Source organism: Paraburkholderia sp. EB58, assembly GCF_050436665.1.
In the GTDB taxonomy this organism is placed as follows: Bacteria; Pseudomonadota; Gammaproteobacteria; order Burkholderiales; family Burkholderiaceae; genus Paraburkholderia.
The window spans coordinates 1-23,896 of the sequence record NZ_JBNDMQ010000061.1; the positions used below are offsets into that span (position 1 = coordinate 1).

Below are 23,896 nucleotides of genomic sequence, written 5' to 3' on the forward strand. Positions count from 1 at the left end.
CGCCGGGGGGGGGGTTCCCGCCCTCCACACCCGAGCCCCCCGGCGCCCAATGCCGCTTCCTAGGGGGGGGGCGGCCGGGGGGCCGGGGGCCCCCCCCCCCCCCCCCCCGCCACGTCGCGCCGAGGAGTCCCCCGTCATTGGGGTGCCTTGTCGGTGGTCGCGGTAAATCGGGTATGAACAGCCTTCCATTTCACGGGAGGCTACGGTGCCCGGGCGTCACGTCAACGACCATCAGATGAGGCTCTACATGAAGTACAGACACAAGGAACAACCGACCAAGGCAGGCGCACGCGCCGGGTTCAGCGCCGCCACTGCCTATCGCATCGAACAGGACCCACGACTGCCATCGCAGAAGAAGGCGCCACGCGGGCGCCGCCGTGCCGATCCCCTGGCAGCGATCTTTGACGCCGAGATCGTCCCGCTGCTCCAGTCCGCGCCCGGCATCCGGCCCGTGGCCGTACTGGACGAGATGCTTCGGCGCCATCCAGACCTCCCGGGCACCGTGCGCCGCACACTGGAGCGGCGTATTCGCGACTGGCGCGCATTGCATGGCGAGGAACGTGATGTCATGTTCCGTCAGGTGCACGAGCCCGGTCGACTCGGATTGTCCGACTTCACCGAGATGGACAGCCTGGGCGTCAGCGTGGCGGGTGTCGTGCTGGACCACCGCCTGTATCACTTTCGACTGGCCTGCTCGGGCTTTGAACATGCTCATGTCATCCTCGGCGGCGAGAGCTATGTCGCGCTGGCCGAAGGGCTGCAGAACGCGCTCTGGGCACTCGGTGGCGCACCGCGCGAGCATCGCAGCGACAGCCTGTCGGCGGCATTCCGCAATCTCGAACGCGAAGCACGCGACGATCTGACCACGCGTTACGAAGCGCTATGTGCTCACTACGGAATGCAGCCTACGCGCAACAACCGCGGCGTTGCCCATGAGAACGGCTCCATCGAGAGCCCTCACGGCCACCTCAAGAACGCCGTGCGCGATGCGCTGCTCTTACGCGGCAGCAATGACTTCGACGACCTCGATACCTATCGCCGCTTCATCGACGAGCACGTCTGCCGCATCAACGCGCGCAATGGCAAGCGCATTGAGGCCGAGCGCCCGCTGCTTCAGCCACTGCCGCCGCAGCGCACGACGGACTACGAGGAAACGCGTGTGTACGTCGGCCCGACCGGCGGCTTTGTCCTGCGCAAGGTGTTCTATACCGTCCCGTCGCGGCTGATCGGTCATCGACTGCGCGTGCGGCTGTATGACGACCGGCTGGAACTGTTCCTGGGCGGCACGGCCCTGATGACGCTGCAGCGCGGCCGTCCGGGCCCCAATGGCAAACACGGTCACGTCATCAACTACCGGCACATCATCCACGCGCTGCGCCGCAAGCCCATGGCGCTGCTCAACCTGGTCTACCGCGATCAGATCTTTCCGCGCGAGGCCTATCGATTGACCTTCGATCGTCTGCTCGAGCAGCTCCCGGAGCGCCAGGCATGCAAGAGCATGGTTGAACTGCTCAGTCTGGCCCACGAGCGCAACTGCGAAGCACAACTGGCGCAGGCGCTTGAGCAGTGCCTGGCCGATGGGCAACTGCCTGATCTCGACGCGCTAAGTTCCCGTTTCGAAGCGAAACCCGCGAGCCTGCCGCAGGTGAGCGTCCAGCTGGCTTCGTTGCGCGACTACGAGGCTCTGCTTGACCTGCAAATGGAGGTGGCAGCATGAATCACGAATTCGACGCTGCCCGCCTGTCGCTGCTGCTCAACGATTTGCGGCTGCCCGCCATCAAGCAGATCTGGTCAAGCTTCGCCGAACGCTCCGACAAGGAAGGCTGGCCCGCGACGCGCCTGCTGATGGCGCTGGCCGAACACGAGATCGCCGAGCGCGATCGACGTCGCATCGAACGTCACATCAGGGACGCCAAGCTGCTGCCAGGCAAGACGCTGGAGAACTTCGATTTCGACGCGGTGCCGATGGTGTCCAGGGCGCACGTTTCGGCGCTTTGCGCTGGCGACGGCTGGCTGCGCAACGGCGCCAACCTGATTCTTCTGGGGCCGTCTGGGGGAGGCAAGTCGCACTTGTCGTCGGCCATTGGGCTGAGCCTGTTGGAGAACGGCTGGAAGGTCCTCTTCGCGCGTACCACCGACCTCGTGCAGCGCTTGCAGGTCGCGCGCCGCGAGCTGGCTCTGGAGTCCGCCATCAACCGGCTGGATCGCTTCGATCTCGTTATTTTGGATGACTTCGCATACGTCAGTAAGGATCAGGCCGAGACATCGGTGCTGTTCGAACTCATCAGCGCCAGGTATGAGCACCGTTCCCTTCTCTTGACCGCGAATCAGCCATTTGGAGAATGGGACAAGGTCTTCCCCGACCGGGCCATGACGGTGGCCGCCGTCGACCGCCTGGTCCATCACTCGACGATCTTTGAGCTCAACGTCGAAAGCTACCGTCGGCGTACCGCCCTGGAGCGCAAGCAGCAGGGAACGGGACGCCCGGCCGGTATCGCGACACCAAGCAACGTCCGCATGCCGCCGCGCCCGGAGGATCAGCAATGAAGCACAACGCACATCTGCAGCTCGTAACGCCTGACGATACATCCGATAGGTCGACGACGACACCCATCGCACGCACTGGCGCGCAACGGCAACGCGCGTACCGCTTACGGCGCAAGCGGGCCGTCATTGCTGCTATTGGTGAGGAAACCTGCGCGTCACGCGTTACGTTGCTGACCCTGCTCGGTGACGGGTTGGCGGCATTGGATGCCAGCGACACTTCGACGATGCTCGTTGAGATCAAACGCGAGAGCATAAGGCGCGTACTCAAAGCCATCGTCACGCGTTACGCAATCGACCTCACCGACTGACGCGCTGTTCCCAGCCTGATTGACGCACGGCACACAATGCCTGCAGCGTAACGCGTTACGCTGCAGGCTCTACCCGGCGACGGCTTGGCGGCGCCGTTCTCATCCTGAGACGCACGGTAGCGTCAATCAACATCGGCATCATCAATCTCGCCGCGACATGCTCATCTTGATTGTCGCGCGGCACACAATGCCTGCGCGTAACGTTACGTTGCTGCTTCTGCTCGGCGACGACTTGGCTGCATCGGATGCCAGCGACATTTCACAACGCTCATCGAGATCAAACGCGACAGCGTAAAGCGCGTGCCCAAATCCATCGTCACGCGTTACGCATCATCCTCAACGACTGACGAACTGTTTTCAGCCTGATTGTCGCGCGGTACACGTTCTCCAGCGTCAATCAAAAACTGCGCGTCAATCAATGAACGCTTGCCAGCGTCAATCAACATCGGCATCATCAACCCCGCCGCGACATTCTCATCTTGATTGTCGCGCGTCTCTCATCCAGATTGTCGCGCCACAGGCGGGATCAGTCAAACGGCAAACACCATCGACCACGGGCTTCTCAGGCGTGCGGTAGAAAAGGCCTGCGCATTACCGAGGTCAGCGTCAACACGATGGGGCAGTTTTTCAGCCGGCGCGAGGCGGCGGGCGCGAACGTTGGTGGCTCGTGACCGGCAAGGGCGACCGTGAGCGACCGGTGCCGGCGACTGCCGAAATGATGGCCGAGCTTACCCGCTACCGCCGCGCGCACGGTCTACCCCCCTGCCCTTGCCCGGCGAGGACACGCCGCTGGTGCTGCCTGTCGGAGAGGTGCGCAAACCCTTGACGCGCGCTGCGCTCCACAAGATCGTCAAGGAGGTTTTCTTAGGCGCTGCCAGCGCCTTGCGCGAGAACGGCGATTCGAATGAAGAGCGGGCGAGCCGCCTTGAGCAGGCGTCGGCTCACTGGCTTCGACATAGCGCAGGTTCCCACATGGCCGATCAACAGGTGGATCTTCGGTTAGTCCGCGACAATCTGGGCCACTCTTCCCTAACGACGACGAGCCAGTACCTCCACATCGACGATGATCGGCGTCATCGCGAAACTGAGGAAAAGCATCGGATCGAATGGTGAGGCAGTTGCCAGGTTGAGCAGTCTCGCACCCGACAAAACGATGAATGTGATCTCACGGTCGACGAGTTCCCGCGATAACCCGCGTTATCACCGCAACCGGACGTCGATTCGTTCGTCGACGATCCCGAGCAGATCAGCGAGGTCACGCGGTCGTCAATGATTCTCGCAAGCTGCGGGAACATATGGGAGACAAGTGACTGCAGCTTGCGCGATAGTAGCGGCAATACGAAACTATCGGCGACACGATCAACCTGTCGATTTCAGCGATCTGAGTGAAGCATGACGACATGCCGCAAGACCGAGCCCAAATCTGCTTGCTCCAGGAAACCACGTACCGCCGCGTGTAGCAACGCGGCTCAGAGATTTGGTACTCAATGAGTCTTAGTGCCGGCACCCGTGTCAAGCCAACTACATGCGGATAAAGCTTGGCGGTTTCAAGAGTGAAGCGCAACAGGGGGTTGATGAATGGAAGCTTAGGATACCGAAGCGGTTGCAAGCATACGTTCGAAGACCTCGAATGGCGAATGAAATGCATGGGTAGCGCGAGGTCGGCTGTTGAGGCTGTCGGCGATGGTATCGAGTTCGTCCTGACTGTAGATCGAGAGGTCAGTGCCCTTCGGCAAATACTGGCGCAGCAGCCCGTTGGTGTTCTCGCAGGTACCGCGTTGCCATGGACTGTGGGGATCGCAGAAGTACACGCGTACGCCGGTGGCGGCGCTGAGCTCCTGATGCCGGGTCATTTCCTTGCCCTGGTCGTAGGTGAAGGTCTGGCGCAGAGGGGCAGCGATCGAATTCAGCTTGGCAGTGAAGCCCGCCAGTGCCGAGGCGGCGGTGGCGTCTTCCATCTTCGCCAGCAGCACCAGCCGACTGGTGCGCTCAACCAGCACGCCGACGGAAGACTGGTTGCCGGCGCCCTTGATGAAGTCGCCCTCCCAATGGCCTGGCATCACCCGGTCGTCGACCTCAGGCGGGCGCACATGGATGCTCACCATGCCGGGGATCTGGCCGCGCCGGTCAGTGCCCCGCTTGCGTGACATACGCGTGCTGTGGCCGTGGCGCAGACAGGCGATCAGTTGGCGGCGCAGCTCACCGCGTGGCTGGGCATAGATGGCGGTGTAGATGGTCTCGTGCGAGACGTGCTGGGTTGGATCGTTGGGCGACATGCGCTTGAGAGTACCTGAGATCTGCTGGGGCGACCACTTCCATTCCAGCAGGGTGAGTACCACGCGCCACGACACGCTCTGAGGGTGCAGCTTGGGACACGGGCGCGCAGCCTCGCGTCGGCTCTTGCTGAGCGACTGCGCCGCGGCAGAGGCATAGCCCACGGCAGAACACGTGTTTCTGGCAAGCTCGCGGCTCACGGTTGATGCCGGCCGTCCGAGTGTTCGGGCCATGGCCCGAACACTCGAACCCTGCTGCTTCATGCTTGCAATCGTCACGCGTTCTTCAGGCTGCAATTGTTGGTAAGTTCTTTTTTGCATGTGCGCACCTTACACGAGGAAGGTGTTGCACTTCAAATTTGATCGCGCCCTTCGATAATCGACTCAGCAGGAAGTACTTCCGCATGCTGCGCAATCACCTTGTCGAGCAGCATGCGGTGCACATCCTGGTCGGGGTCTGCACAACAGTCGCTAGCAACCACCAGACGATAGTCTTTGTCGAATGCCTGCCTCACGGTCGACAGTACGACGCCAGCCGTTGTAATTCCAACCAGCACAAGAGTATCGACGCCGCTCGAGCGCAACAGGGTTTCCATATCTGTGCCGGCAAATGCACCGATGCGATGCTTGATGACGACTGGTTCGTCCCCGAGCGGCGCTACCGCTGGGTGGATCGCTGTATCAGCCGCCTCGCGGCTGAACAGTCCGCTATCTTTGAGCAATGTGAACAGGCGATTTCTTCCACTGACTTCCGGGTGACCGCGCCGGAACGCAACCGTGACATAGATAACGGACATGCCACCGGCGCGCGCGGCCCCAATCAGATTTGCCGTACTGGCGAGCACCTTCGCGGCCTGGTCTTCGGGGAGATAGTTCTCCAGCAGCACTTTCTGGTAGTCCATCACCACCAAGGCCGATTGGTGAGGATCGAGGCTAAATGGATCAGACATATACGTGCTCCAACGAGATCAAGGACGGGATGTATTGATGTGCGACTGACTGGGTGCGACGCTCGCCGCGCGCCAGTTGAACAATGCACAGAGCAGCATCAACACGCTGGTCGGGCGCAACCTGAGTTCGCCAAGTGGAGGTCCCACGATCATCTGCAAGAAAAGTTTAAGTATATTCCCCTACATACGGTCCAAACTTATACAGTCAAACTGATCATATAGGCTAACAGACAAACTGATCATCATGAAGTCGACCAGAAATCGTACCCCGCCAAACGATGACGGGCACCGTTCGTCAAACGATTCACAATACCCCGCAGGCGTCGCATCGGGCGCACGAGCGCATGCGATGCGCCCTCTTCAAATTATCCGATTGATAATTGGTTTGGGGATTGTCGCTGGAGGTTTGATCATCCTTGCGGCCCAAGAGCTATCAGTAGTCTGCTCTCAACACATACCGCTAACCTGAACGCCAACCGTCGCTTGGGTCGCATGGGCATCGAATATGTCGTGAGAACCTGGCGTCTAACAGATGAAGATCATCTCTGGTCTCTTGATTGGCAAAGCGTTGGCAGGCGGCATCACGTCTACGCGCATGCGCTTAATTGGACCCTCTGCTTTTCAGCTTCAGAACTTCCTCTCACTCCGCGTTGTACGCAAACGTCTTGCCTTCAGCATCGCTACTTGTGCCCGAACGTTGGGTACCGTTCCGGTAATCCCTCGGCGAATGTCCGGTCATCCTTTTGAATGCGTTACTGAACGCGCTTTCCGACGTGTAGCCGACCGATTCTGCGATGACCGCTATCGGACGTGTATCGTCCAGCAGGGCTTGTTCGGCCAGACGCATACGCCATTCGGCGAGATAGGTTAATGGTGCAACGCCCGCTGCCGACTTGAAGCGAAGTGCAAAGGTAGTGCGCGACATCGCGCAAGCTTCGGCGAGCTCAGCAAGACGCCAGCTGCGAGCAGGATCGCCATGCATCAGAGTCAAGGCAGGCGCCAACCGGCGATCGCTCATCGCGCGAAACCAGCCCGGTGACATGACAGTCGCGGTTTCCATGTGCGCACGCAGAATCTGGATGAAGAGAAGCTGAGCCAGATAAGCCGACGCCAGGTTCGCGCCCGGCCGACCATCTGAGCGTTCTTCGACCAGTTGGGAGAGCATCCATCGAAAAGCTGTTGCTTGTGTTTTGGATGGGCGCGATCAAATTTGAAGTGCAACACCTTCCTCGTGTAAGGTGCGCACATGCAAAAAAGAACTTACCAACAATTGCAGCCTGAAGAACGCATGACGATTGCAAGCATGAAGCAGCAGGGTTCGAGTGTTCGGGCCATGGCCCGAACACTCGGACGGCCGGCATCAACCGTGAGCCGCGAGCTGGCCAGAAACACGTGTTCTGCCGTGGGCTATGCCTCTGCCGCGGCGCAGTCGCTCAGCACCAGCCGACGCGAGGCTGCGCGGCCGTGTCCCAAGCTGCACCCTCAGAGCGTGTCGTGGCGCGTGGTACTCACCCTGCTGGAATGGAAGTGGTCGCCCCAGCAGATCTCAGGTACTCTCAAGCGCATGTCGCCCAATGATCCGACCCAGCACGTCTCGCACGAGACTATCTACACCGCCATCTATGCCCAGCCACGCGGCGAGCTGCGCCGCCAGCTGATCGCCTGTCTGCGCCACGGCCACGGCACGCGTATGTCACGCAAGCGCGGCACTGACCGGCGCGGCCAGATCCCCGACATGGTGAGCATCCATGTGCGCCCGCCTGAGGTCGACGACCGGCTGATGCCAGGTCACTGGGAAGGCGACTTCATCAAGGGCGCCGGCAACCAGTCTTCCGTCGGCGTGCTGGTTGAGCGCACCAGTCGGCTGGTGCTGCTGGCGAAGATGGAAGACGCCACCGCCGCCTCGGCACTGGCGGGCTTCACTGCCAAACTCAATTCGATCGCCGCCCCACTGCGCCAGAGCTTCACCTACGACCAGGGTAAGGAAATGACCCGGCATCAGGAGCTCAGCGCCGCCACTGGCGTGCGCGTGTACTTCTGCGATCCACACAGCCCGTGGCAACGCGGTACCTGCGAGAACACCAACGGGCTGCTGCGGCAGTACCTTCCAAAGGGCACTGACCTCTCGATCTACAGTCAGGACGAACTCGATGCGATCGCCGACAGCCTCAACAGCCGACCTCGCGCTACCCATGCGTTTCATTCGCCATTCGAGGTCTTCGAACGTATGCTTGCAACCGCTTCGATATCCTCAGCTTCCATTCATCAACCCCCTGTTGCGCTTCACTCTTGAAACCGCCATGCATCGACTCGAATCCAGGGCGGCAGCACGTTTGCCAGCAACATACCGCTCCTGAAATCGAGCAGCACATGTCCGCCAATGTGTGCGAAATCCCTGCCGTCGCCAAGCTGAGCTGTCGTCCTTCCTGCGCCAGAAAAGACCTTCATTGCATCGATCGGAGTCAGGCCCGGTTCGCTCGCCAGCACGAAGGACCGAGGTGCTGCCATCAATCCCACGTCTCCCGTGCTGAATCGAATCGGGGCTTTCTCCCCATTGATGCTCACCCAGCATTGTCCTCGCACGACGGCGAAGAACTTGATCGTAGTGGGCGCCGGGAAGCGGACTGCCCACGAACCTCCGGCAGTGAATCCTCCCGTCACGAGCGATTCGGTGCGCGTCAGTTTGAGGATATCGGACGAGGGATCTGCGTTCATTTCCGTACTATTGCGCAAGTAATCCGCATTTACAAGCATTCTGCGTTCGGGTTGTGGACTTTAACCTAGCGGCTCTCGAGGTTCAATTGAAGGAGCAAACTGCATGAGTGACGAACTCGTACTGGTCACCGGGGGTACAGGTTTCATTGCGCAACACTGCATTCTGGCTTTGCTGCATCGTGGCTACCGGGTGCGCACCACCGTGCGCTCGTTGACACGGGAACAGGAAGTGCGCGACCAGCTTGATGTTGGCGAACTTACAGCGGCCAATCGACTGTCGTTCGTTTCTGCGGATCTGATGCAAGACTCCGGGTGGGACGACGCGATGGAAGGATGCGCGTACGTCCTGCATGGTGCCTCGCCTACGCCGTCGGGTGATCAGGTTGATGAAGACGACTGGATCAAACCCGCCGTTGACGGCAATTTGCGGGTGTTGCGCGCGGCACGCGACGCTGGTGTGAAGCGGGTGGTTCTGACCTCTGCATTTGGTGCGATTGGCATGGGCCATTCCCGCGATTATCGACGCCCATTTGATGAAACTGACTGGACCGAACTGACTGGGGACGTTGCGCCATATCAGAAATCAAAAACACTCTCTGAACGGGCCGCATGGGACTTCATCGAGCGCGAGGGAAACGGACTTGAGCTGTCGGCCATCAACCCGGTCGCAGTTCTCGGTCCTGCCCTCGGAGCCGATTACTCTCACTCTGTGCGTTTGATCAAGAACCTGCTGGACGGCCAGCCTGGATGCATCAACATCAATTCATGCTTCGTCGACGTACGCGACGTAGCTGATCTGCACGTGCGCGCGATGACAAACCCTGCAGCGAAGGGAGAACGCTTTCTGGCAACCGCCGGCGAAAGCATCTGGATGATTGATCTATCGAAGGTGCTTCGAGAGCGTCTCGCGGAGCTGGCGAACAAAGTGCCGACAAACGTATGGCCGGACTCGGAGGTACGCAAGCATCCAGGTATGAAGGCCATCGCTCCGTTGCTTGATATGGACATGAACGCGACGAGCGCAAAGGCTATCCAATTGCTTGGCTGGAAGCCACGCTCACGTGAGGAAGCCATCGTCGCCTGTGCTGAGAGTCTCATCCGACTTGGATTACTTGACGATCAACCCACTTAAGCCAGACAAAGCACGAACAGTTGTTAGTGACCGTACCGACTGAGCACTGCTCAGTCGGAGACTCGCACAGGTCGCCAGCTATCAGGCAATACGTTCATCGCTGATAGCGGTGCGAGCGACTGCAACCGCTTCCAGGCGATACTCACCGCCGCCCCAACATCGAGACTGCCTCTACTTCCATCAGCTTCTCTCGCACCTGGCGCACCAACGCCATCTCTGCCCCATTTCCCTGCCCCAGATCTTCGACGTAATCGCATCTGCTGCTGCGGCTGAGCTACTCCGTGCCCCACATTGGCCTCCGGGACAAACCGGCCTTCGACCTTAAGTACATTCCCTTACATACTTCGAATACATATACAGTCACACTGATCAGTATTACGAACAGTCTACCTGATTAATATGAAGATGGAGGCGGTCTCGCGGCCGTATCAGCGGATCGTCAGTTCATTCCTGTCGGAGACGCCTGATTTCTTCCGTTATCTACGTGAACGCACTCGTCCCCACGCGAGAGAGTGACTATGAACGAGCGTTCTATTAAGGGTTAGCGGGTCGCAACCACATCGTGATTGCACACAGCACATCGAGGATACGCAATTCACCATTTTTAGCGTCTTTACCAATCGAGACATGGATGATGACCATGCCTCTCCAACATGTGGAGGAGATATTTAAAATGAGAAAGTTGATACTTGCGGGGGCAATTTTCGCCGCGTGTTCCACGGGTGCGAGTGCCCAGAACTCTGTAACCCTCTATGGCCTCTTGAACGTTGGCCTGGGTTACACAAACAACGCCGGCGGACACAGCCAGTTTCAGATGACCGAGAGCAACATCCTTGGAAACCGCTGGGGGCTGCGTGGCACCGAAAATCTCGGAGGTGGGCTCAGTACCCTATTCGTGCTCGAAAACGGCTTCGTGATCACGAATGGCGCCCTTGATCAGGGTGGTGCTGAATTTGGACGACGAGCCTATGTCGGATTGTCGTCAACTCAATATGGGACGGTCACACTCGGCCGTCAATACGATTCCGCAATCGACTATACGTACATGTTCGAGGCGTCGGATATCTGGCTGCCTTACTTTGGCGTACACCCGGGTGACCTGGATAATCTGAATGGTACGAACCGGATTAACAACTCCATAAAATATCAAAGCGTGAATTACAACGGTCTCCAGTTTGGCGGCATTTATAGCTTCGGCGGTGTGGCAGGAGAATTCAGTCGCAACCAGATCTGGTCGATTGGAGCCAACTATACACATGGTCCTTTCGTCATCGGTGCGGCATACCTTAACGCCAAAGACCCGAACTATTCCTTTTTTGGCAGTCTTCCCAACTCGAGCACCACGGTCTCAAACATGAGCTATAGCCCGGTGTATTCGGGCTACGCATCGGCAAAGACACAACAGATTGCGATCGCGGGCGCGTCATATAACTATGCGGCGACGACGTTCGCCCTGGTTTATAGCAACACGCAGTTCAAAGACATAGGTGCGCTCGCGAATCTGCCAGCCACGGGGGCCGGCGGCAATGCAAAATTCAACGATGTCGAATTCAGCATTCGCCAGCAGCTCACCGCTCAACTCTTGCTTGGTGCAGACTTCAACTATCTGAAAGGCTACGACGTCAATCAGGCCAGATATATCCAAGGCGGACTCGGTCTCGACTACTTCATTTCGAAACGCACTGACTTCTTCGCTGACGTGATGTACCAGCATGCGTCTGGTACCGATTCGACCGGAAACAAGGCGGTCGCCGATCTCTACTTCGCGCCTCCGTCCAGCACCCAAAACCAGGTAGTCACAGTCGTTGGGATGCAGCATCGTTTCTGAAGTCCGCCTGGGTGGCGTGCCCGCTATATGCGTTGGCCGCGTCACCCCGTCATGTATCACTTGTCGTGCTTCCAACCGGCGCCACCTTCTGAGCGCAACTATACGAATTCCTTTTCCGCGAATGATCGGAACCTGGCTTCGAACCGCTCTATCCGACCGTACGACGAAAGTCCTCTACAGACGGATTAACCCATGTGTTACATTCGCTCTTTTAACCCGACGTGCGACTAGCAAATTCCACCTTGCAGCGCCATTTTGACCAAATATGCAGAGAAATCGAGATTCCGTTGCGAAGCTCGCATTCCAGCTTCGCGAGACGTTGAGCCGAGGTGCCAGGCTGATTCGGGTTGAGTCCGGGCCGCCTTTGTCTCAGCTAACTGTGCTTGGTCATCTCCAGCGCCGTGGTGCTCTAAGCACGAACGACCTCGCGGCAGCCGAGCGAGTTCGTCCGCAATCGATGTCTATCACGGTTCAGGCGCTTGAAAAGGCTGGACTGGTCGGGCGCAAGCCGCACCCGACTGATGGTCGGACAATGCTCGTTCAGATGACGCGCAAAGGCGTCAAGACGCTGGAAGACATTTTCGCTGTGCGAGAGGACTGGCTAACCTCGGTGATCATTGAAAAGCTGACTGAAGACGAGCGCCGCGAACTACTGAAAGGCATGGCGCTCATCAACCGTATCATCGACACAAGGGACAGCGCAGGGTCGCCAGGATGGTCTGAGAATCGCTGATCTCGAACTTGCCGGGAGCCTCGACGTTCAGTGTTTTGACCACACCATCGTCGACCACCATTGCGTATCGCTGCGAGCGAATTCCCAGACCGTGCTCGGTCAGATCCTGATCGAGCCCAAGTGCCTGGGTAAATCGGGCGCTTCCGTCACCGATCATCCTCATCGTTCCCGGTCTTAGCGTGGTACAAATTTGCGCAGGCACCTGTGCGGCTTATGCGGCTTCCCGGTGTAATTCGCTAACGATTCCGGAACTTCGGATACGTAGACCGCACCCGTGGAGTCGACGGCGACCGCATGAGGTGCGAGAAACTCCGCCTTGTCACAGCTGAGCATAGCGACAATCGAGCCATCCGAAGATCGTATCGTCACCCGCCCCGGCAACTCATGTTCCGCTCGCCCTAGCCTCCATGACTTCAGATCTCTCGGACCACGTGGAAGCTCCGTCACGTAGACGAATCCGCGCCTATCAAAAACCAGGTCTGTGGGCCGTTGAACGTCGTCCCATACGTCGAGCAGATCACCGTCACGCGAAAAAATCTGTATCCGGTCGTTCTCACGGTCACACACCAGCACCCGACCTGCGCCGTCGATCGCAACGCTGTGGGGTATCACGAAACAGCCTCTACCCGCTCCGCCCCGCCCCCACGTCTTGTCCCATCGCCGGTCCGACGAAAAACGGTGCACACGGCAATTGCGATAACCGTCACTCACGAACAGTTCGCCATCTGGCGCCCGCACAACCTTGGTTGGACGGTTGAAGGGCGCGCCTCCCTCCTTCATCCGGTCCAACGCGGCCTCCGGATTTGGAGACGCTTGGTCGTATCCGCTCATGGACGGCTCGCCAGTACCAATCAGCTCCAGCAGCCGCCCCGTCAGTTCGAAAATGTAGACGCGATGGCCCCCGTCGTCGGCGATATAGACCCTGTCATCGGAGCCAATCGAAATGAAGTGCGGCCGGCTTGAGAAGCGGCCGCTACCCCATCTGTCCAGGACAGTTCCCTCGGAATCGAGGACCGTGACCGGAACGTCACCCTGACGCAGGACGTAGACGCGATCATCTGAGTCGACCGCAACACCGGTCACGTCGCGATCCCAAGCATCTTCGCCCCAGCCAGCGATTTCCTCGAAGTTCATCATCGTCATTATTCCGCCGAGGGGCGAACCCAGTGCGGAATGAGCGTTTTACCCGCGCCGGAGGCACTCTCATCAACTAGCGCCGGGACCGGCTCTTCATCCATGAACCACTCTGAAAAGTCGTACGACTGCCACGCGACATCCGCAGCGTTGAATGAAGAAATCTCTAACGGATTGCCGCTCGGATCCGAGAAGTAGATCGACGAAATGAATCGATGGGTATTGTTCGCGCCACGACGCTCTGAAATATCGGAGACCGCGACACCATGCGAGAGCAGATGCTCGCGGAACCACACGATATCGGCAGGCGTGGGCACATCAAATGACAGGTGGTCCAGCTTCTGGGGTTCGACCGGCGCGCTCCACTGCTCTGCCCCAATGGACGGCCACAGCACCGAGCTAATAGGCGCAGCCGGCCGCTCCGCGACCCCTGGCGCCTCGTAAATCGAGAACAACAAACCATTGCTCATCTCGAAGAACACCTGGCGGACCATGATCTTTGCGACAGCCGGGGACGATTCCGACTGCGTCACTGCCAGACCGCTCGAGTGTTTTGCAGCGGAGCGAAGCCCCTCCGCGGTGGGTGCGAATCGAACGGTGCGCACAACCCGAAGGCCGAGCACATCGCGGTAAAAACGTATCCCTTCGTCCATGTCGCGAACGAACAGAACCAGATGGTTGATTCCCGAGATCCGACCCGTTGCCGGGCCCGATTCCTGAAGCACCCGTCGGTGACGCGGTAGTTCCGCAACGCCCGACAGACCTTCCTTAGATGTCAATGCAGCCATGTCTTATGCTCCTGATCTTTGAACGCTTCCGCAGGATCCACACCGCAGCCGGCATGCGACAACCGTCGCCTGATTCGTGCCGCCGTGTGGACAGAACACTGCTCTTATCCCTTATCGGGTTTTTCTATGCATCGAGAACGAGACGCGCCGAGCACGATCTCGACACACAGATCATCATCGTCTTGCCCGCAGCCCGCTCTTTTGCGCTGAGCACGGAGTCCCGGTGATCGGGTGTCCCTTCGATGACTCTGATCTCACACGAACCGCAAACGCCTTCCTGACACGACGATTCGACCTCTACGCCGAGCTCTTCGGCAACTTCCAGGATTGATCGCTTCGCTGGCACGGTAGCGACGACTCCGGAGCGGACGAATTCGACCTCGAATTCGGTATCCGCCTCACCGGCACCCTCTTCGCGGCGACTGAATCGCTCCACGTGCAGCCTTTCACTCAACGATGGCGCGCAAATCTCGTCGATTGCTGCAAGCATGGGCTCGGGACCGCAGCAGTAAATCTCCGTGTCAGAATCCGTCCCGGCGATTATCCCGGCCAGGTCCGCCAACCCCTTTAAATCGCTCTCGTGAACGATTACCTTGTCGCCGCCGAAATCGACAAGACTCTCGACAAACGCCATCGACTCGACTGTTCTGCCGCAGTACAGCAGACGCCAATCCGCGCCCTTCGATGCAGCGTCTTTAATCATCGGCAGCATCGGCGTAATGCCAATGCCGCCCGCGACGAACAGGTAGCGTTTTGCCTGCACAAGCGGAAAGTTGTTACGAGGCCCCGTAACGGTGACCTTGTCGCCCACGGAAAACGCTTTGTGAATGTGTGCTGATCCCCCACGGCTATCAGGTGCGAGCAGCACAGCCACCTGCCAGTGCCGACGATCCGACACTGGGCCGCACAACGAATACTGCCGGACGTAATCAACGCCGTTCGAGACGAAATGCACATCCAGGTGAGAGCCAGGCTCCCATTCCGGGAGTTCCAACTCGTCTTCACGTGCGAACATAAAACGAAGAACCCCCTTGGCCACCGCGTCTATGCGGGTGATCACAAGTTCGAAGTCACGCTCAGACATCACAAATCCTCGATAATTGGACGGTCGCGAATACTTCATCGCGAGCCGTCCACCAACTCATGTCGGCGATGAAACCAGCCGACCAATCAGACGTGCAGAACTACCGTGGCGCCTTCTACAGAAACGGGAACCGTCTCTACTCCCGCTTCGAGCCGCTTCAATTCCTCTGCCGACTCAACGGAGACCGGGTAGCTCCGTACTTTTTGCCTGGATTCGAAGATTGTCTTGCCTGTCTTGATGTCGAATTCCCAGTGATGCCACGGACAGGAAACGATCTCGCCCTGTCGCACCCAGTGCACTTCCGGTTGCCTGTCGGCCGGCAACTCTGAAGCAGACGTGCCGCGAAGCTTGCCCCGGCAAAGCGGGCCGCCCATATGCGGACAGGTATTTTTCAGTGCGAAGAACTCACCCTCGATGTTGTACACACCGATACCGCTCTTGACCTTGTCCGGATAGACAATCGTCGATGCACCCGGTGGAAGATCGGTGACTGGACCCACTACGTATTTCATGTTCAACTCCTGTTCAGTCGATCCGGATCACACACCTGCTTCGGCCGACACTCGTGCGGCAAGGCGCGGATAGAACTGCACCGCGTTTTCGGACAAACAGCGTGCCCGTTCCTTCTCCGTCCACGTTGGGAATACGTCTTCAGCCCGCACACCGTCCCAGTACGGATGACGGCTGCCGTAGACGACGAGTTCCGAATTGTCTCCACCAATCGCATCGGCCGTTCTGGCGCTGTGTGGCGAAATTTCATCGTCGGCCTGGGTGACGAAACGGACGTTGCGCTCCAGGTAGGTCGTCGGGTCTTTGCTCACCCACGGCACCTCGAGGCGGTCAGACTGCCAGTCCTTGTCCGTGCGAATCGCCAGTGACCGCGCCGCATGCACGCTGACGTCGCCAAGCACCACCCGCAGTTCGGGAAGACGCTCGAAGACACCGGCGATGATGAAGCTCGTGAGATGAACGATTGCCGACATCGGCCGGATCGCATGGACTTCCGCGAAATGGCTCGGGAAGCCGACCTGTGACGGCGGTGGCTCGCAGAGCGTACCGAGATCGTCGTGGATGAAAACCACAAGACCCCTCTCGACAGCCGCGCGCCACAGCGGGAAGAACCGCTGCTCTCCGTACGTCCCGAGCGCACGCGCCGGCGCGACCAACTGGACATACCGGTCATCGTCGGCCCAGCGGTCAAGTTCGCGCAACGCCTCGTCGACATCGTTCATCGCAACGCGGATGGAGCCGAGGAACTTGCCTTCTGATTCGGGCGCATTCAGCCATTTCTCTGCGAAAAGCTTGTTTGCGCCGCGTGCGACCGAGGTAGCCTGCTGAGGATTCGGCCAGTAGCCACGCGTTGTCGGGCTGAGCACAGCGTAGTCAACACCTGAGCGACGAAGCTGATCCGCCAGCGCGGCGGGGCTCGTTGCTTCCTCGAGCGGAACAGCCAGTTGATCGAATGGAGCCCGGTACCGGTCACCGAAAAGCGGGGGCAACTTCAGCAGATTCCACGGACCACCGATCTCACGGTTGAACTCTTCGTTACCCAGTACCGGGTGAACTGCGCAATCGATGATCATTACCGACCTCCCACTGCCAGGTCGAACCGATCCACCGGTCTTGTCTTCGGCAAGTTATAAAGTACCCGTGCGTTCTCGGAGAGAATGCGTTTCTTGGTCTCGTCGTTAAGCGAGCGCGGCAGTGCCTTGCTCGGCGGGTCGTAGTCGTAGTGGGGATAGTCGCTCGAGAAAAGCAGCAGCTCTGCCGCATTGGCTTCTTCGAAAAGTGCTGCAATCTTTTGGGAATCCGTATTTTCCTCGATCGGTTGCGAGGCAAACCGGAAGTGATCGCGCACGTATTCGATCGGCGTCTTCTGGAGCGAGAGCTCCGCGGCCGTTTTTTCCCAGTGACGTTGCAGACGATCCACAACCGGGCGATACCAGAGGAACCCACCTTCGATGAAGATGACCTTCATGTTGGGGTGCCGGTCAAGAACGCCATTGCACATCCAGCTCGCCATATGTGTCGCATAGGCCATCGGTGCGATGAGCGAATGGTATTCGACGAAGTATTGCAACGGGCCCGTCGGCGTCCAGCCGAGCGGTTGCGTTGCACCGCCGCGAAAGTGCATCGCAATCGGCAGGTCGTGGCGCGCAGCCGCTTCCCAGATCGGATCGTAGGACGGGTGGCCGAAAGGTCGCGGGCCATAGTGCCCGATCATTACCTGGCGGAATCCGGGATGGCCGCCCCACTTGTCGATTTCCTTTGCAGCACCGATCGGATCATCCACCGAAACCGTAATCGAACCGACATAGCGATTTTCGGTGTTGTACTTCGAAAGCCATGTGTCAGCCATCCACTTGTTGACCGCCGACGCTAGCGCCGTATCCAGCTTTGGATCAGTGGTCAGGCCACGGAAGCTCCATGGCAGCAGAATCGCGAAATCTGTCGGGTCATCAACGAACATCTGTTGCCCGACGAGTTCCGGATCGGAACCAATGTCGCCGAATTTCGGGTAGGCATCCTTCCGACCGCCGCCGTCGAGGGTCTTGTACGTCGAACGGCTCCAGGGTACTGCGTCGATGAGGTTGGGGCGATCGCGCCATGGCGCGTCAAGGTAGGGAATCAGCTCGTCGAATGAGCGGGGCTCAACGTGGACATCGGTATCGATTACCTTGATTTCAACGGTATCGACCCGACCGTCCAGCTCCTCCAGCCGAGTAAGAGTTGCGGTGGTCATAATGTGTCTCCCGACAATATATTGCTGTCGTCACGATGAATACTGCCAACGTCGATTTATTGACGTCTTACTGATCAGTTTGCCTGTATAGTTTTCGAGTGTCAACTTGATGCTAATCAGGGATAACCCGTGACCTGAAAAGCTGATGCAGCACCCAACGATGCGTTGCAGACAAAGCAATGAAACGAAGATTGAAAACGCAAATAGCCGACCGACAGATCACCGTCGAGTCGACCATTTTTTGCTTGAGAAATAGCCTTTTCTATCGGCAACTTCGTGCCGAAGGATCAGACGTACGTACTGGAATTACTGCGACTCCCCCGCATTAAACCCGGGATGATTCGCAACATACCGCTCCAGAAACGCGCGGAGATCTGCTGACGTGGGACGAGTTCCCCACCCGTTAGCCGTATTGACAGATGCCAGCGCCATCCACGAATCGGGCGGCTTGAATGCTTCAATGACCGCAGGCCCATCCACGATCACCAACCGCCCTGTAGACGGTCGGAAATGAGCCGAAATCTGTCGACTGTCAACCTCCACGTGAACAAGGACGTTTCGCGGCTTCATCGCACCTCCATATCGATTGTGTGTGATGCGTCGCAGCTCGGGAACGGCTACCAGACCTGGCAACGGTGAGGCCCGAAATCACTCACGTTTGCCTCCACTCTGCTGCATATCTGGAGCCGGGACTCAAACGCCGGTTACCAGTTGCCAAAGGAGCACCAGATTCAGCGCCAAAACAATCCCTGCACACGCCCAAGCGAGGCCAAGCGAGATACCTCTGACGCGAAAGCACCCCATGAGTCCGGCATCCGATGCAAAACGGACAAGGGGGATGGCAGCGAGCGGTAATTGAAGACTGAGCGCGACCTGACTCGCGACCAACAACTGGTTCGACCCATGTTCTCCGAATACGCCGACGGCAAGCCACGCCGGCCCGATGGCGAGGGCACGCGTCAGGAGTGCGCGCGCCCATCGCGCGATCTTCAACTGCAGAAAGCCCTCCATTACGACCTGTCCGGCAAGCGTACCGGTGACCGTGGCGTTCAGTCCGCAAGCCAGTAGCCCAGCCGCGAAGAGAATTGCGGCCCACTGCCTGCCCACCAGCGGTGCAATGAGCCGATGTGCGTCCGCGAGATCGCTAACGTCGAGTTGTCCACTTGTGTGAAATACCGCCGCCGCTACGATTAACAAAGCCGCGTTGAGGACAAATGCAACGCTCAAAGAGACAAACGTATCGATATTCACTCCCCTCGTCGCATCGGAGATAGACTGATGTTCGCCGTCACCCGCGAGGTTCTTTACCAGCGCCGAATGCAGATAGAGGTTGTGCGGCATAACTGTCGCACCGAGTATGCCGGCAGCGAGCCAGACCATACCGGAATCACGCACCAGTGCAGCATTTGGCACGAAGCCCGCGAGCACACTGCGCCACACGGGGTTAGCAAACATGAGTTCAACAAAAAAACAAAGCCCAACGAAAACGATGAGAGTCATAACCACTGCTTGCAACGGACGAGGTCCGTGACTCTGAAGCGCCAGCATGGAAAACGTGCCGACGGCCGACATCAGGACCCCGACCGCGAGCGATACACCCAGCAGGAGTTGCAAAGCCACCGCGCTACCTACAACCTCGGCGACGTCACAAGCGACGATCGCGATATCGCAGGTGATCCAGAGAAAGATCACCGTGGGACGGCTATAAGTCGTACGGCACAGCTGTGCAAGATCGCGACCGGTCACGACGCCTACCTTCGATGCCACCCATTGCAATACCAGTCCCATCAGGCTGGCCACCAGCACAACACCAATCAACTGAAAGCCGTATTTCGCGCCACCGCTAAGGGCCGTCGCCCAGTTTCCCGGGTCCATATATCCAACAGCGATCAATGCACCTGCGCCGACAAAAGAAAACCATCGTCCACGAGCGCGAGGGGATCCGTTCGGCGTACCACCAGTTCGATTACTGGTAAGACGTACGTTGCGATCAGACGTGGGAAGATCCACAGATCTGTTCTGGTTCAGCGCGAAGGAGTTCATGTTCATGTAGTTTTTCGATGGCCCTGGCGGGTCCATCCTGGCTATAGAGCCGTAGGCCGATATCGTTTCTCTGGCATCCACCCGTCGAGGAGTAGCTGCGAATATATTCAGTCTGCCTGTATATTTTCGGTATGTCAATCGTGGTCGCCCTGAGGGAACGACTGGTACGATCGCAAAAGAGGCGACGCGTCGCATTAACGTCAATGTAGAGGCACCTGTCTCTTGCGCATCGGGAAATGAGAAGGGTTAATTCAGAAAAGAAAAAAGCCTTCGGCCAATGGCCGAAGGCTTTCCAATGCGACCGGAATCAGCCGCGAATCACTACGTTAGCCGCGCGATCTGATCTTGCCGATGTATCGCTCACCTTCGCGGACAATATCCACTCCCGTACCGAAAGGCCTGGACAGTTCGTCAAGCCGCCCAAGGATGCGTGCGCCGTCGTCCGTGGAAGCAAGTCGTGGACATCCGCGTCGGCTTCTAGGTTCTTCACGTCCGAGCGTAATCGGATGAAATTCGCTATCTGCGAGCACCCCATTTTCGTATGTGAAGCGGGCAACCACCGACTCCCAAAACAGGGGCTGCTTGCCATAGCCGTTCACGACGTCGAACAGATCGGCGGCGGTAGACGTGAGCGGCATGCCCTGCTGTTCGTACACTTCGAGCGGGAAGGCGGAAAACGTCTCGACGTTAAAAATGAAGTTGCCAAGCGAATAGCAAATCGGGCGGCCTGCGTAGAGTTCAACACCCCGTAGCATATGCGGGCCATGCGCAAAGACACCGTGCGCACCAGCATCGATCAATTGACGGGAAACTGGCTGTAAAAACTCGGCGGGCACATCGGTGTTCCAGCGACCCTGCAGACCCTCGTGGCAATGAAGCCCAACGAAAACGAGGTCCGCCTGTCGGGAAGCTTCCCGCACGGATGCCTTGATTGCCTCCACGTCGCGCTCGAGCGCATCGGTCTGCACGCGTGAGGTTTCGCTCGGTGCGAAATTGACGCCTTCGACCGCAAATCCGCCTTCCGGCGGCGGATCGTAGACGTTCTTGTCAGGATAAGGGAAATGAATACCAGGAGCAGTCGTACCCGTCGACGAAACGTTGACGCCGGCCTCTGCCAGGATTTCACGCAGTTCCGCGAACCGCTCCTTCTTGATGTAATGCGTTTTTTGTACGCGCACCGGCGCAACGCCCGGGCGACCTACATCGCCGACGCTTGGGTCCGCAGCGAGCGAAAGACGGGCATTGCTGGATACTGCGGCGATGTACGCGACACGCGCACCGGGTGCGCTGATATAACGAGGCGCACGCGCTTCGGCCAGCGTTCGGCCTACCCCAGCGTAGGCCAGACCACGTGCCTCCAGCGCTTCGATGGAAGAGACGAGGCCAGACACCCCATAGTCAGTCGCATGATTTTGCGCCATCCCATAAACGTTGACGCCGAGCCATTCGAACTCCGAAAGAAGCTCAGGCTCCACGCCAAGCGGGATGCCATGCATGGTTGTCGAAGCTATTCTCCCGCGACCGGGGAAAACCATCTCGACATTGGTGATGGTCACATCAGTATTGCGTAGAATGTCAACGAGAGCACGAAAATTGGCCTCGGGATTGGGCGATATAAGCTGCGTAAGTATCGCATCACCGGTGGCGAGAACGCTAACTTTGGGCACGACAAATTCTCCGTTTTGAAAGATGACGGAACTGCAAGGTCCACGATCCACAGGTGGCGCTTTCAAGAAATCAAGCTTGTTCAGGCGCAACGCTCGAATATCGCCGCAATGCCCTGCCCGCCGCCAATGCACATTGTGACAAGCGCGTAGCGTCCGCCGACGCGCTGCAACTCATACAGTGCCTTCACAGTGAGTAACGCCCCTGTCGCGCCGATCGGGTGTCCGAGCGAGATGCCTGACCCGTTCGGGTTGACCTTCGCTGGATCTAGACCCAGTTCCGTACTGACTGCGCAGGCTTGCGCCGCAAACGCCTCGTTCGCCTCGATCACATCCAGGTCGTCTACTGTGAGACCGGCACGCGCCAGCGCATTTCGCGTGGCTGGCACCGGTCCGATGCCCATGTAAGCGGGATCGACACCGGCATGCGCATACGCAACGAGACGTCCAAGTGGCTTCACACCGCGCTTTTCTGCGATACCGCGCTCCATCAGCACCACAGCCGCTGCGGCATCATTGATACTCGACGCGTTGCCTACAGTCACTGTTCCGTTTTCTTTCGCAAAAACCGGCTTCAGCTTCGCGAAATCGTCCACAGACGCGTCGCGGCGCACGTGCTCGTCTGCGTCGAACACGATTTCGCCTTTTTTCGACCGGATGGTGATCGGCAGAATCTGGTCCTTGAAATAACCGTTATCGATCGCGTTTGCCGCACGGTGATGCGACTCGACCGCAAGGGCGTCCTGCATGGTGCGCGAAATCTCATACTTGCGCGCCACGTTTTCGGCCGTAACACCCATGTGGACAGACTGGAACGGATCGCTCAGTGCCCCCACCAACATGTCGACGAGGCGACCATCCCCCATGCGCTGACCAAAGCGGGCAGCGGGCATCAAATACAGCGCGCGACTCATGCTCTCCGCGCCGCCGCCAATCGCGATGTCTGCATCTCCGAGTTGCACGCACTGCGCGGCTGACACGATCGCCTGCAAGCCTGAACCGCACAAACGATTCACCGTGAGCGCCGGTGTGTGTTGTCCAACGCCAGCTATTACCGCAGCAACACGCGAGAGATACATATCGCGCGGCTCAGTATGAACAACGTTGCCAAACACGACATGACCGACTTCGTCACCTGAAACGGACGCCCGCGACAACGCCTCGCGCACAACCTGCGCGCCGAGATCCGCAGGTGCAAAGTCTTTCAGGCTCCCGCCAAAATCGCCGATTGCCGTCCGTACGCCACTGACCACTACAACATCTCGAGTCATCGATCTCTCCTGCAATAGCCAAGAAACTAACCAAGTAACTGCACACCGGTGTGGCCCTGCACAAAATCCACGTCGACGCCGGGCGCCAGTTCCACGATTCTCAAACCGTCTTCTTCAACGTCAATCACCGCCAGATCCGTGATAATCCGGTCGACTACGCGCTGGCCCGTTAAGGGCAAAGAGCATGACTCGACAATCTTCGGCTGGAATCCACCGTCCCGCTGCGGCACCACATGTTCCATCAGGACAACGACCCGTTTCACACCAGCGACCAGGTCCATGGCTCCGCCCATTCCCTTGACCATCTTCCCCGGTATCATCCAGTTTGCGAGGTCACCAGCCTTGCTCACCTGCATCCCACCCAAAATACTCAGGTTAAGCTTCCCGCCCCTGACCATCCCGAACGACTGGTCGCTGCTGACGATTGAGCTACCGGGCACGGTCGTGACGGTTTGTTTTCCCGCATTGATAAGGTCCGGATCAATTTCGTGCTCCTCCGGAAATGGACCAATTCCAAGCAGGCCATTTTCTGATTGCAGCCAGACGTCAATTCCGGGCGGAACGTGGTTGGCAACGAGCGTCGGGATACCGATGCCGAGATTGACGTAAAACCCGTCTTGTAGCTCGAGCGCTGCACGAGCGGCCATCTGCACTTGAGTCCACGCCATAGACATCTCCTGAAA

22 protein-coding genes and 3 pseudogenes are annotated in these 23,896 nt (G+C 58.5%); 8 read left to right on the plus strand and 17 right to left on the minus strand.

Translation table 11 applies throughout. The annotated features are described in order from the left end of the window. The first annotated feature begins 205 nt into the window (after positions 1-205). The 3 genes from istA to P3T40_RS42660 are packed head-to-tail and all read left to right on the plus strand — an operon-like array spanning position 206 to position 2,855. The gene (gene istA, locus P3T40_RS42650) at positions 206-1,717 is read left to right on the plus strand and encodes an IS21 family transposase (RefSeq protein ID WP_429273685.1); all 1,512 of its coding nucleotides are present in this window, start codon (positions 206-208) and stop codon (positions 1,715-1,717) included. Further along, the gene (gene istB, locus P3T40_RS42655) at positions 1,714-2,547 is read left to right on the plus strand and encodes an IS21-like element helper ATPase IstB (protein ID WP_429273686.1); all 834 of its coding nucleotides are present in this window, start codon (positions 1,714-1,716) and stop codon (positions 2,545-2,547) included. Before istA ends, istB begins: the two co-directional genes overlap by 4 nt. Continuing rightward, positions 2,544-2,855 carry a hypothetical protein gene (locus tag P3T40_RS42660; RefSeq protein ID WP_429273687.1) on the plus strand — a complete coding sequence of 104 codons (312 nt, stop codon included), beginning with the start codon at positions 2,544-2,546 and terminating at the stop codon, positions 2,853-2,855. The genes istB and P3T40_RS42660 overlap by 4 nt, the downstream gene beginning before the upstream one ends. Before the next feature lie 323 nt (positions 2,856-3,178). On the opposite strand, the gene P3T40_RS42665 is transcribed toward P3T40_RS42660, so the two are convergent. Continuing rightward, positions 3,179-3,310, minus strand: a complete 132-nt coding sequence (locus P3T40_RS42665) for a hypothetical protein (protein ID WP_429273688.1) — start codon at positions 3,308-3,310, stop codon at positions 3,179-3,181. Positions 3,311-3,436: 126 nt separating this feature from the next. Here P3T40_RS42665 and P3T40_RS42670 point away from each other — a divergent pair. Continuing rightward, positions 3,437-3,968 (plus strand): annotated as a pseudogene (locus P3T40_RS42670) (tyrosine-type recombinase/integrase); the annotation flags it as partial. Between the two features lie 473 nt (positions 3,969-4,441). Here P3T40_RS42670 and P3T40_RS42675 read toward each other — a convergent pair. The 4 genes and pseudogenes from P3T40_RS42675 to P3T40_RS42690 form a co-directional block, all read right to left on the minus strand. Next, the gene (locus tag P3T40_RS42675; protein ID WP_429273689.1) at positions 4,442-5,449 is read right to left on the minus strand and encodes an IS30 family transposase; all 1,008 of its coding nucleotides are present in this window, start codon (positions 5,447-5,449) and stop codon (positions 4,442-4,444) included. A 32-nt stretch (positions 5,450-5,481) separates the two neighbouring features. After that, complete coding sequence (locus P3T40_RS42680) at positions 5,482-6,078, minus strand: isochorismatase family cysteine hydrolase (protein WP_429273690.1); 597 nt, start codon at positions 6,076-6,078, stop codon at positions 5,482-5,484. A gap of 640 nt (positions 6,079-6,718) precedes the next feature. Beyond that, a complete protein-coding gene (locus P3T40_RS42685) occupies positions 6,719-7,138 on the minus strand; it encodes a helix-turn-helix domain-containing protein (protein ID WP_429273709.1) in 420 nt (139 codons plus the stop codon). 6 nt (positions 7,139-7,144) lie between these two features. After that, positions 7,145-7,255: pseudogene (locus tag P3T40_RS42690) on the minus strand (AraC family transcriptional regulator); the annotation flags it as partial. A 69-nt stretch (positions 7,256-7,324) separates the two neighbouring features. On the opposite strand from P3T40_RS42690, the gene P3T40_RS42695 reads away from it, so the two are divergent. After that, positions 7,325-8,371: an IS30 family transposase gene (locus P3T40_RS42695; protein WP_429273691.1), complete on the plus strand. Its 1,047-nt coding sequence runs from the start codon at positions 7,325-7,327 to the stop codon at positions 8,369-8,371. Here the strand turns inward: P3T40_RS42695 and P3T40_RS42700 are convergent. Next, a complete protein-coding gene (locus P3T40_RS42700; RefSeq protein ID WP_429273692.1) occupies positions 8,362-8,793 on the minus strand; it encodes a cupin domain-containing protein in 432 nt (143 codons plus the stop codon). The genes P3T40_RS42695 and P3T40_RS42700 overlap by 10 nt on opposite strands. A gap of 103 nt (positions 8,794-8,896) precedes the next feature. Between P3T40_RS42700 and P3T40_RS42705 the strand changes: the two genes are divergently transcribed. From P3T40_RS42705 to P3T40_RS42715, 3 genes are all read left to right on the plus strand, one after another. Further along, on the plus strand, positions 8,897-9,925 hold the full coding sequence (locus P3T40_RS42705; RefSeq protein ID WP_429273693.1) for an SDR family oxidoreductase: 1,029 nt from the start codon (positions 8,897-8,899) through the stop codon (positions 9,923-9,925). A gap of 631 nt (positions 9,926-10,556) precedes the next feature. Then, a complete protein-coding gene (locus P3T40_RS42710) occupies positions 10,557-11,753 on the plus strand; it encodes a porin (protein WP_429273694.1) in 1,197 nt (398 codons plus the stop codon). A gap of 364 nt (positions 11,754-12,117) precedes the next feature. Then, positions 12,118-12,486 carry a MarR family winged helix-turn-helix transcriptional regulator gene (locus tag P3T40_RS42715; protein ID WP_429273695.1) on the plus strand — a complete coding sequence of 123 codons (369 nt, stop codon included), beginning with the start codon at positions 12,118-12,120 and terminating at the stop codon, positions 12,484-12,486. Here P3T40_RS42715 and P3T40_RS42720 read toward each other — a convergent pair. From P3T40_RS42720 to P3T40_RS42770, 11 genes and pseudogenes are all read right to left on the minus strand, one after another. Continuing rightward, positions 12,434-12,655 (minus strand): annotated as a pseudogene (locus tag P3T40_RS42720) (redoxin family protein); the annotation flags it as partial. The gene P3T40_RS42715 and the pseudogene P3T40_RS42720 overlap by 53 nt on opposite strands. A 5-nt stretch (positions 12,656-12,660) precedes the next feature. Then, positions 12,661-13,629 (minus strand): hypothetical protein, encoded by a 969-nt coding sequence (locus P3T40_RS42725; RefSeq protein WP_429273696.1) that lies wholly within the window; start codon positions 13,627-13,629, stop codon positions 12,661-12,663. Further along, entirely contained in the window at positions 13,629-14,408 is a 780-nt protein-coding gene (locus P3T40_RS42730) for a VOC family protein (RefSeq protein ID WP_429273697.1), read from the minus strand. Before P3T40_RS42730 ends, P3T40_RS42725 begins: the two co-directional genes overlap by 1 nt. 124 nt (positions 14,409-14,532) lie before the next feature. Beyond that, positions 14,533-15,492 (minus strand): PDR/VanB family oxidoreductase, encoded by a 960-nt coding sequence (locus P3T40_RS42735; RefSeq protein ID WP_429273698.1) that lies wholly within the window; start codon positions 15,490-15,492, stop codon positions 14,533-14,535. Between the two features lie 86 nt (positions 15,493-15,578). Beyond that, the gene (locus tag P3T40_RS42740; protein WP_429273699.1) at positions 15,579-16,004 is read right to left on the minus strand and encodes a Rieske (2Fe-2S) protein; all 426 of its coding nucleotides are present in this window, start codon (positions 16,002-16,004) and stop codon (positions 15,579-15,581) included. 27 nt (positions 16,005-16,031) lie between these two features. Further along, on the minus strand, positions 16,032-17,075 hold the full coding sequence (locus P3T40_RS42745; protein WP_429273700.1) for an amidohydrolase family protein: 1,044 nt from the start codon (positions 17,073-17,075) through the stop codon (positions 16,032-16,034). Beyond that, on the minus strand, positions 17,075-18,235 hold the full coding sequence (locus P3T40_RS42750; protein ID WP_429273701.1) for an amidohydrolase family protein: 1,161 nt from the start codon (positions 18,233-18,235) through the stop codon (positions 17,075-17,077). Before P3T40_RS42750 ends, P3T40_RS42745 begins: the two co-directional genes overlap by 1 nt. Positions 18,236-18,928: 693 nt before the next feature. After that, positions 18,929-20,284: an Nramp family divalent metal transporter gene (locus P3T40_RS42755; RefSeq protein ID WP_429273710.1), complete on the minus strand. Its 1,356-nt coding sequence runs from the start codon at positions 20,282-20,284 to the stop codon at positions 18,929-18,931. Positions 20,285-20,604: 320 nt separating this feature from the next. Further along, positions 20,605-22,035 (minus strand): CapA family protein, encoded by a 1,431-nt coding sequence (locus P3T40_RS42760; RefSeq protein ID WP_429273702.1) that lies wholly within the window; start codon positions 22,033-22,035, stop codon positions 20,605-20,607. Continuing rightward, a complete protein-coding gene (gene bktB / locus P3T40_RS42765; protein WP_429273703.1) occupies positions 22,026-23,213 on the minus strand; it encodes a beta-ketothiolase BktB in 1,188 nt (395 codons plus the stop codon). Before bktB ends, P3T40_RS42760 begins: the two co-directional genes overlap by 10 nt. A gap of 26 nt (positions 23,214-23,239) precedes the next feature. Continuing rightward, positions 23,240-23,881, minus strand: coding sequence for a 3-oxoacid CoA-transferase subunit B (locus P3T40_RS42770; RefSeq protein ID WP_429273704.1), 642 nt, complete (start codon positions 23,879-23,881; stop codon positions 23,240-23,242). Between the last annotated feature and the right edge of the window lie 15 nt (positions 23,882-23,896).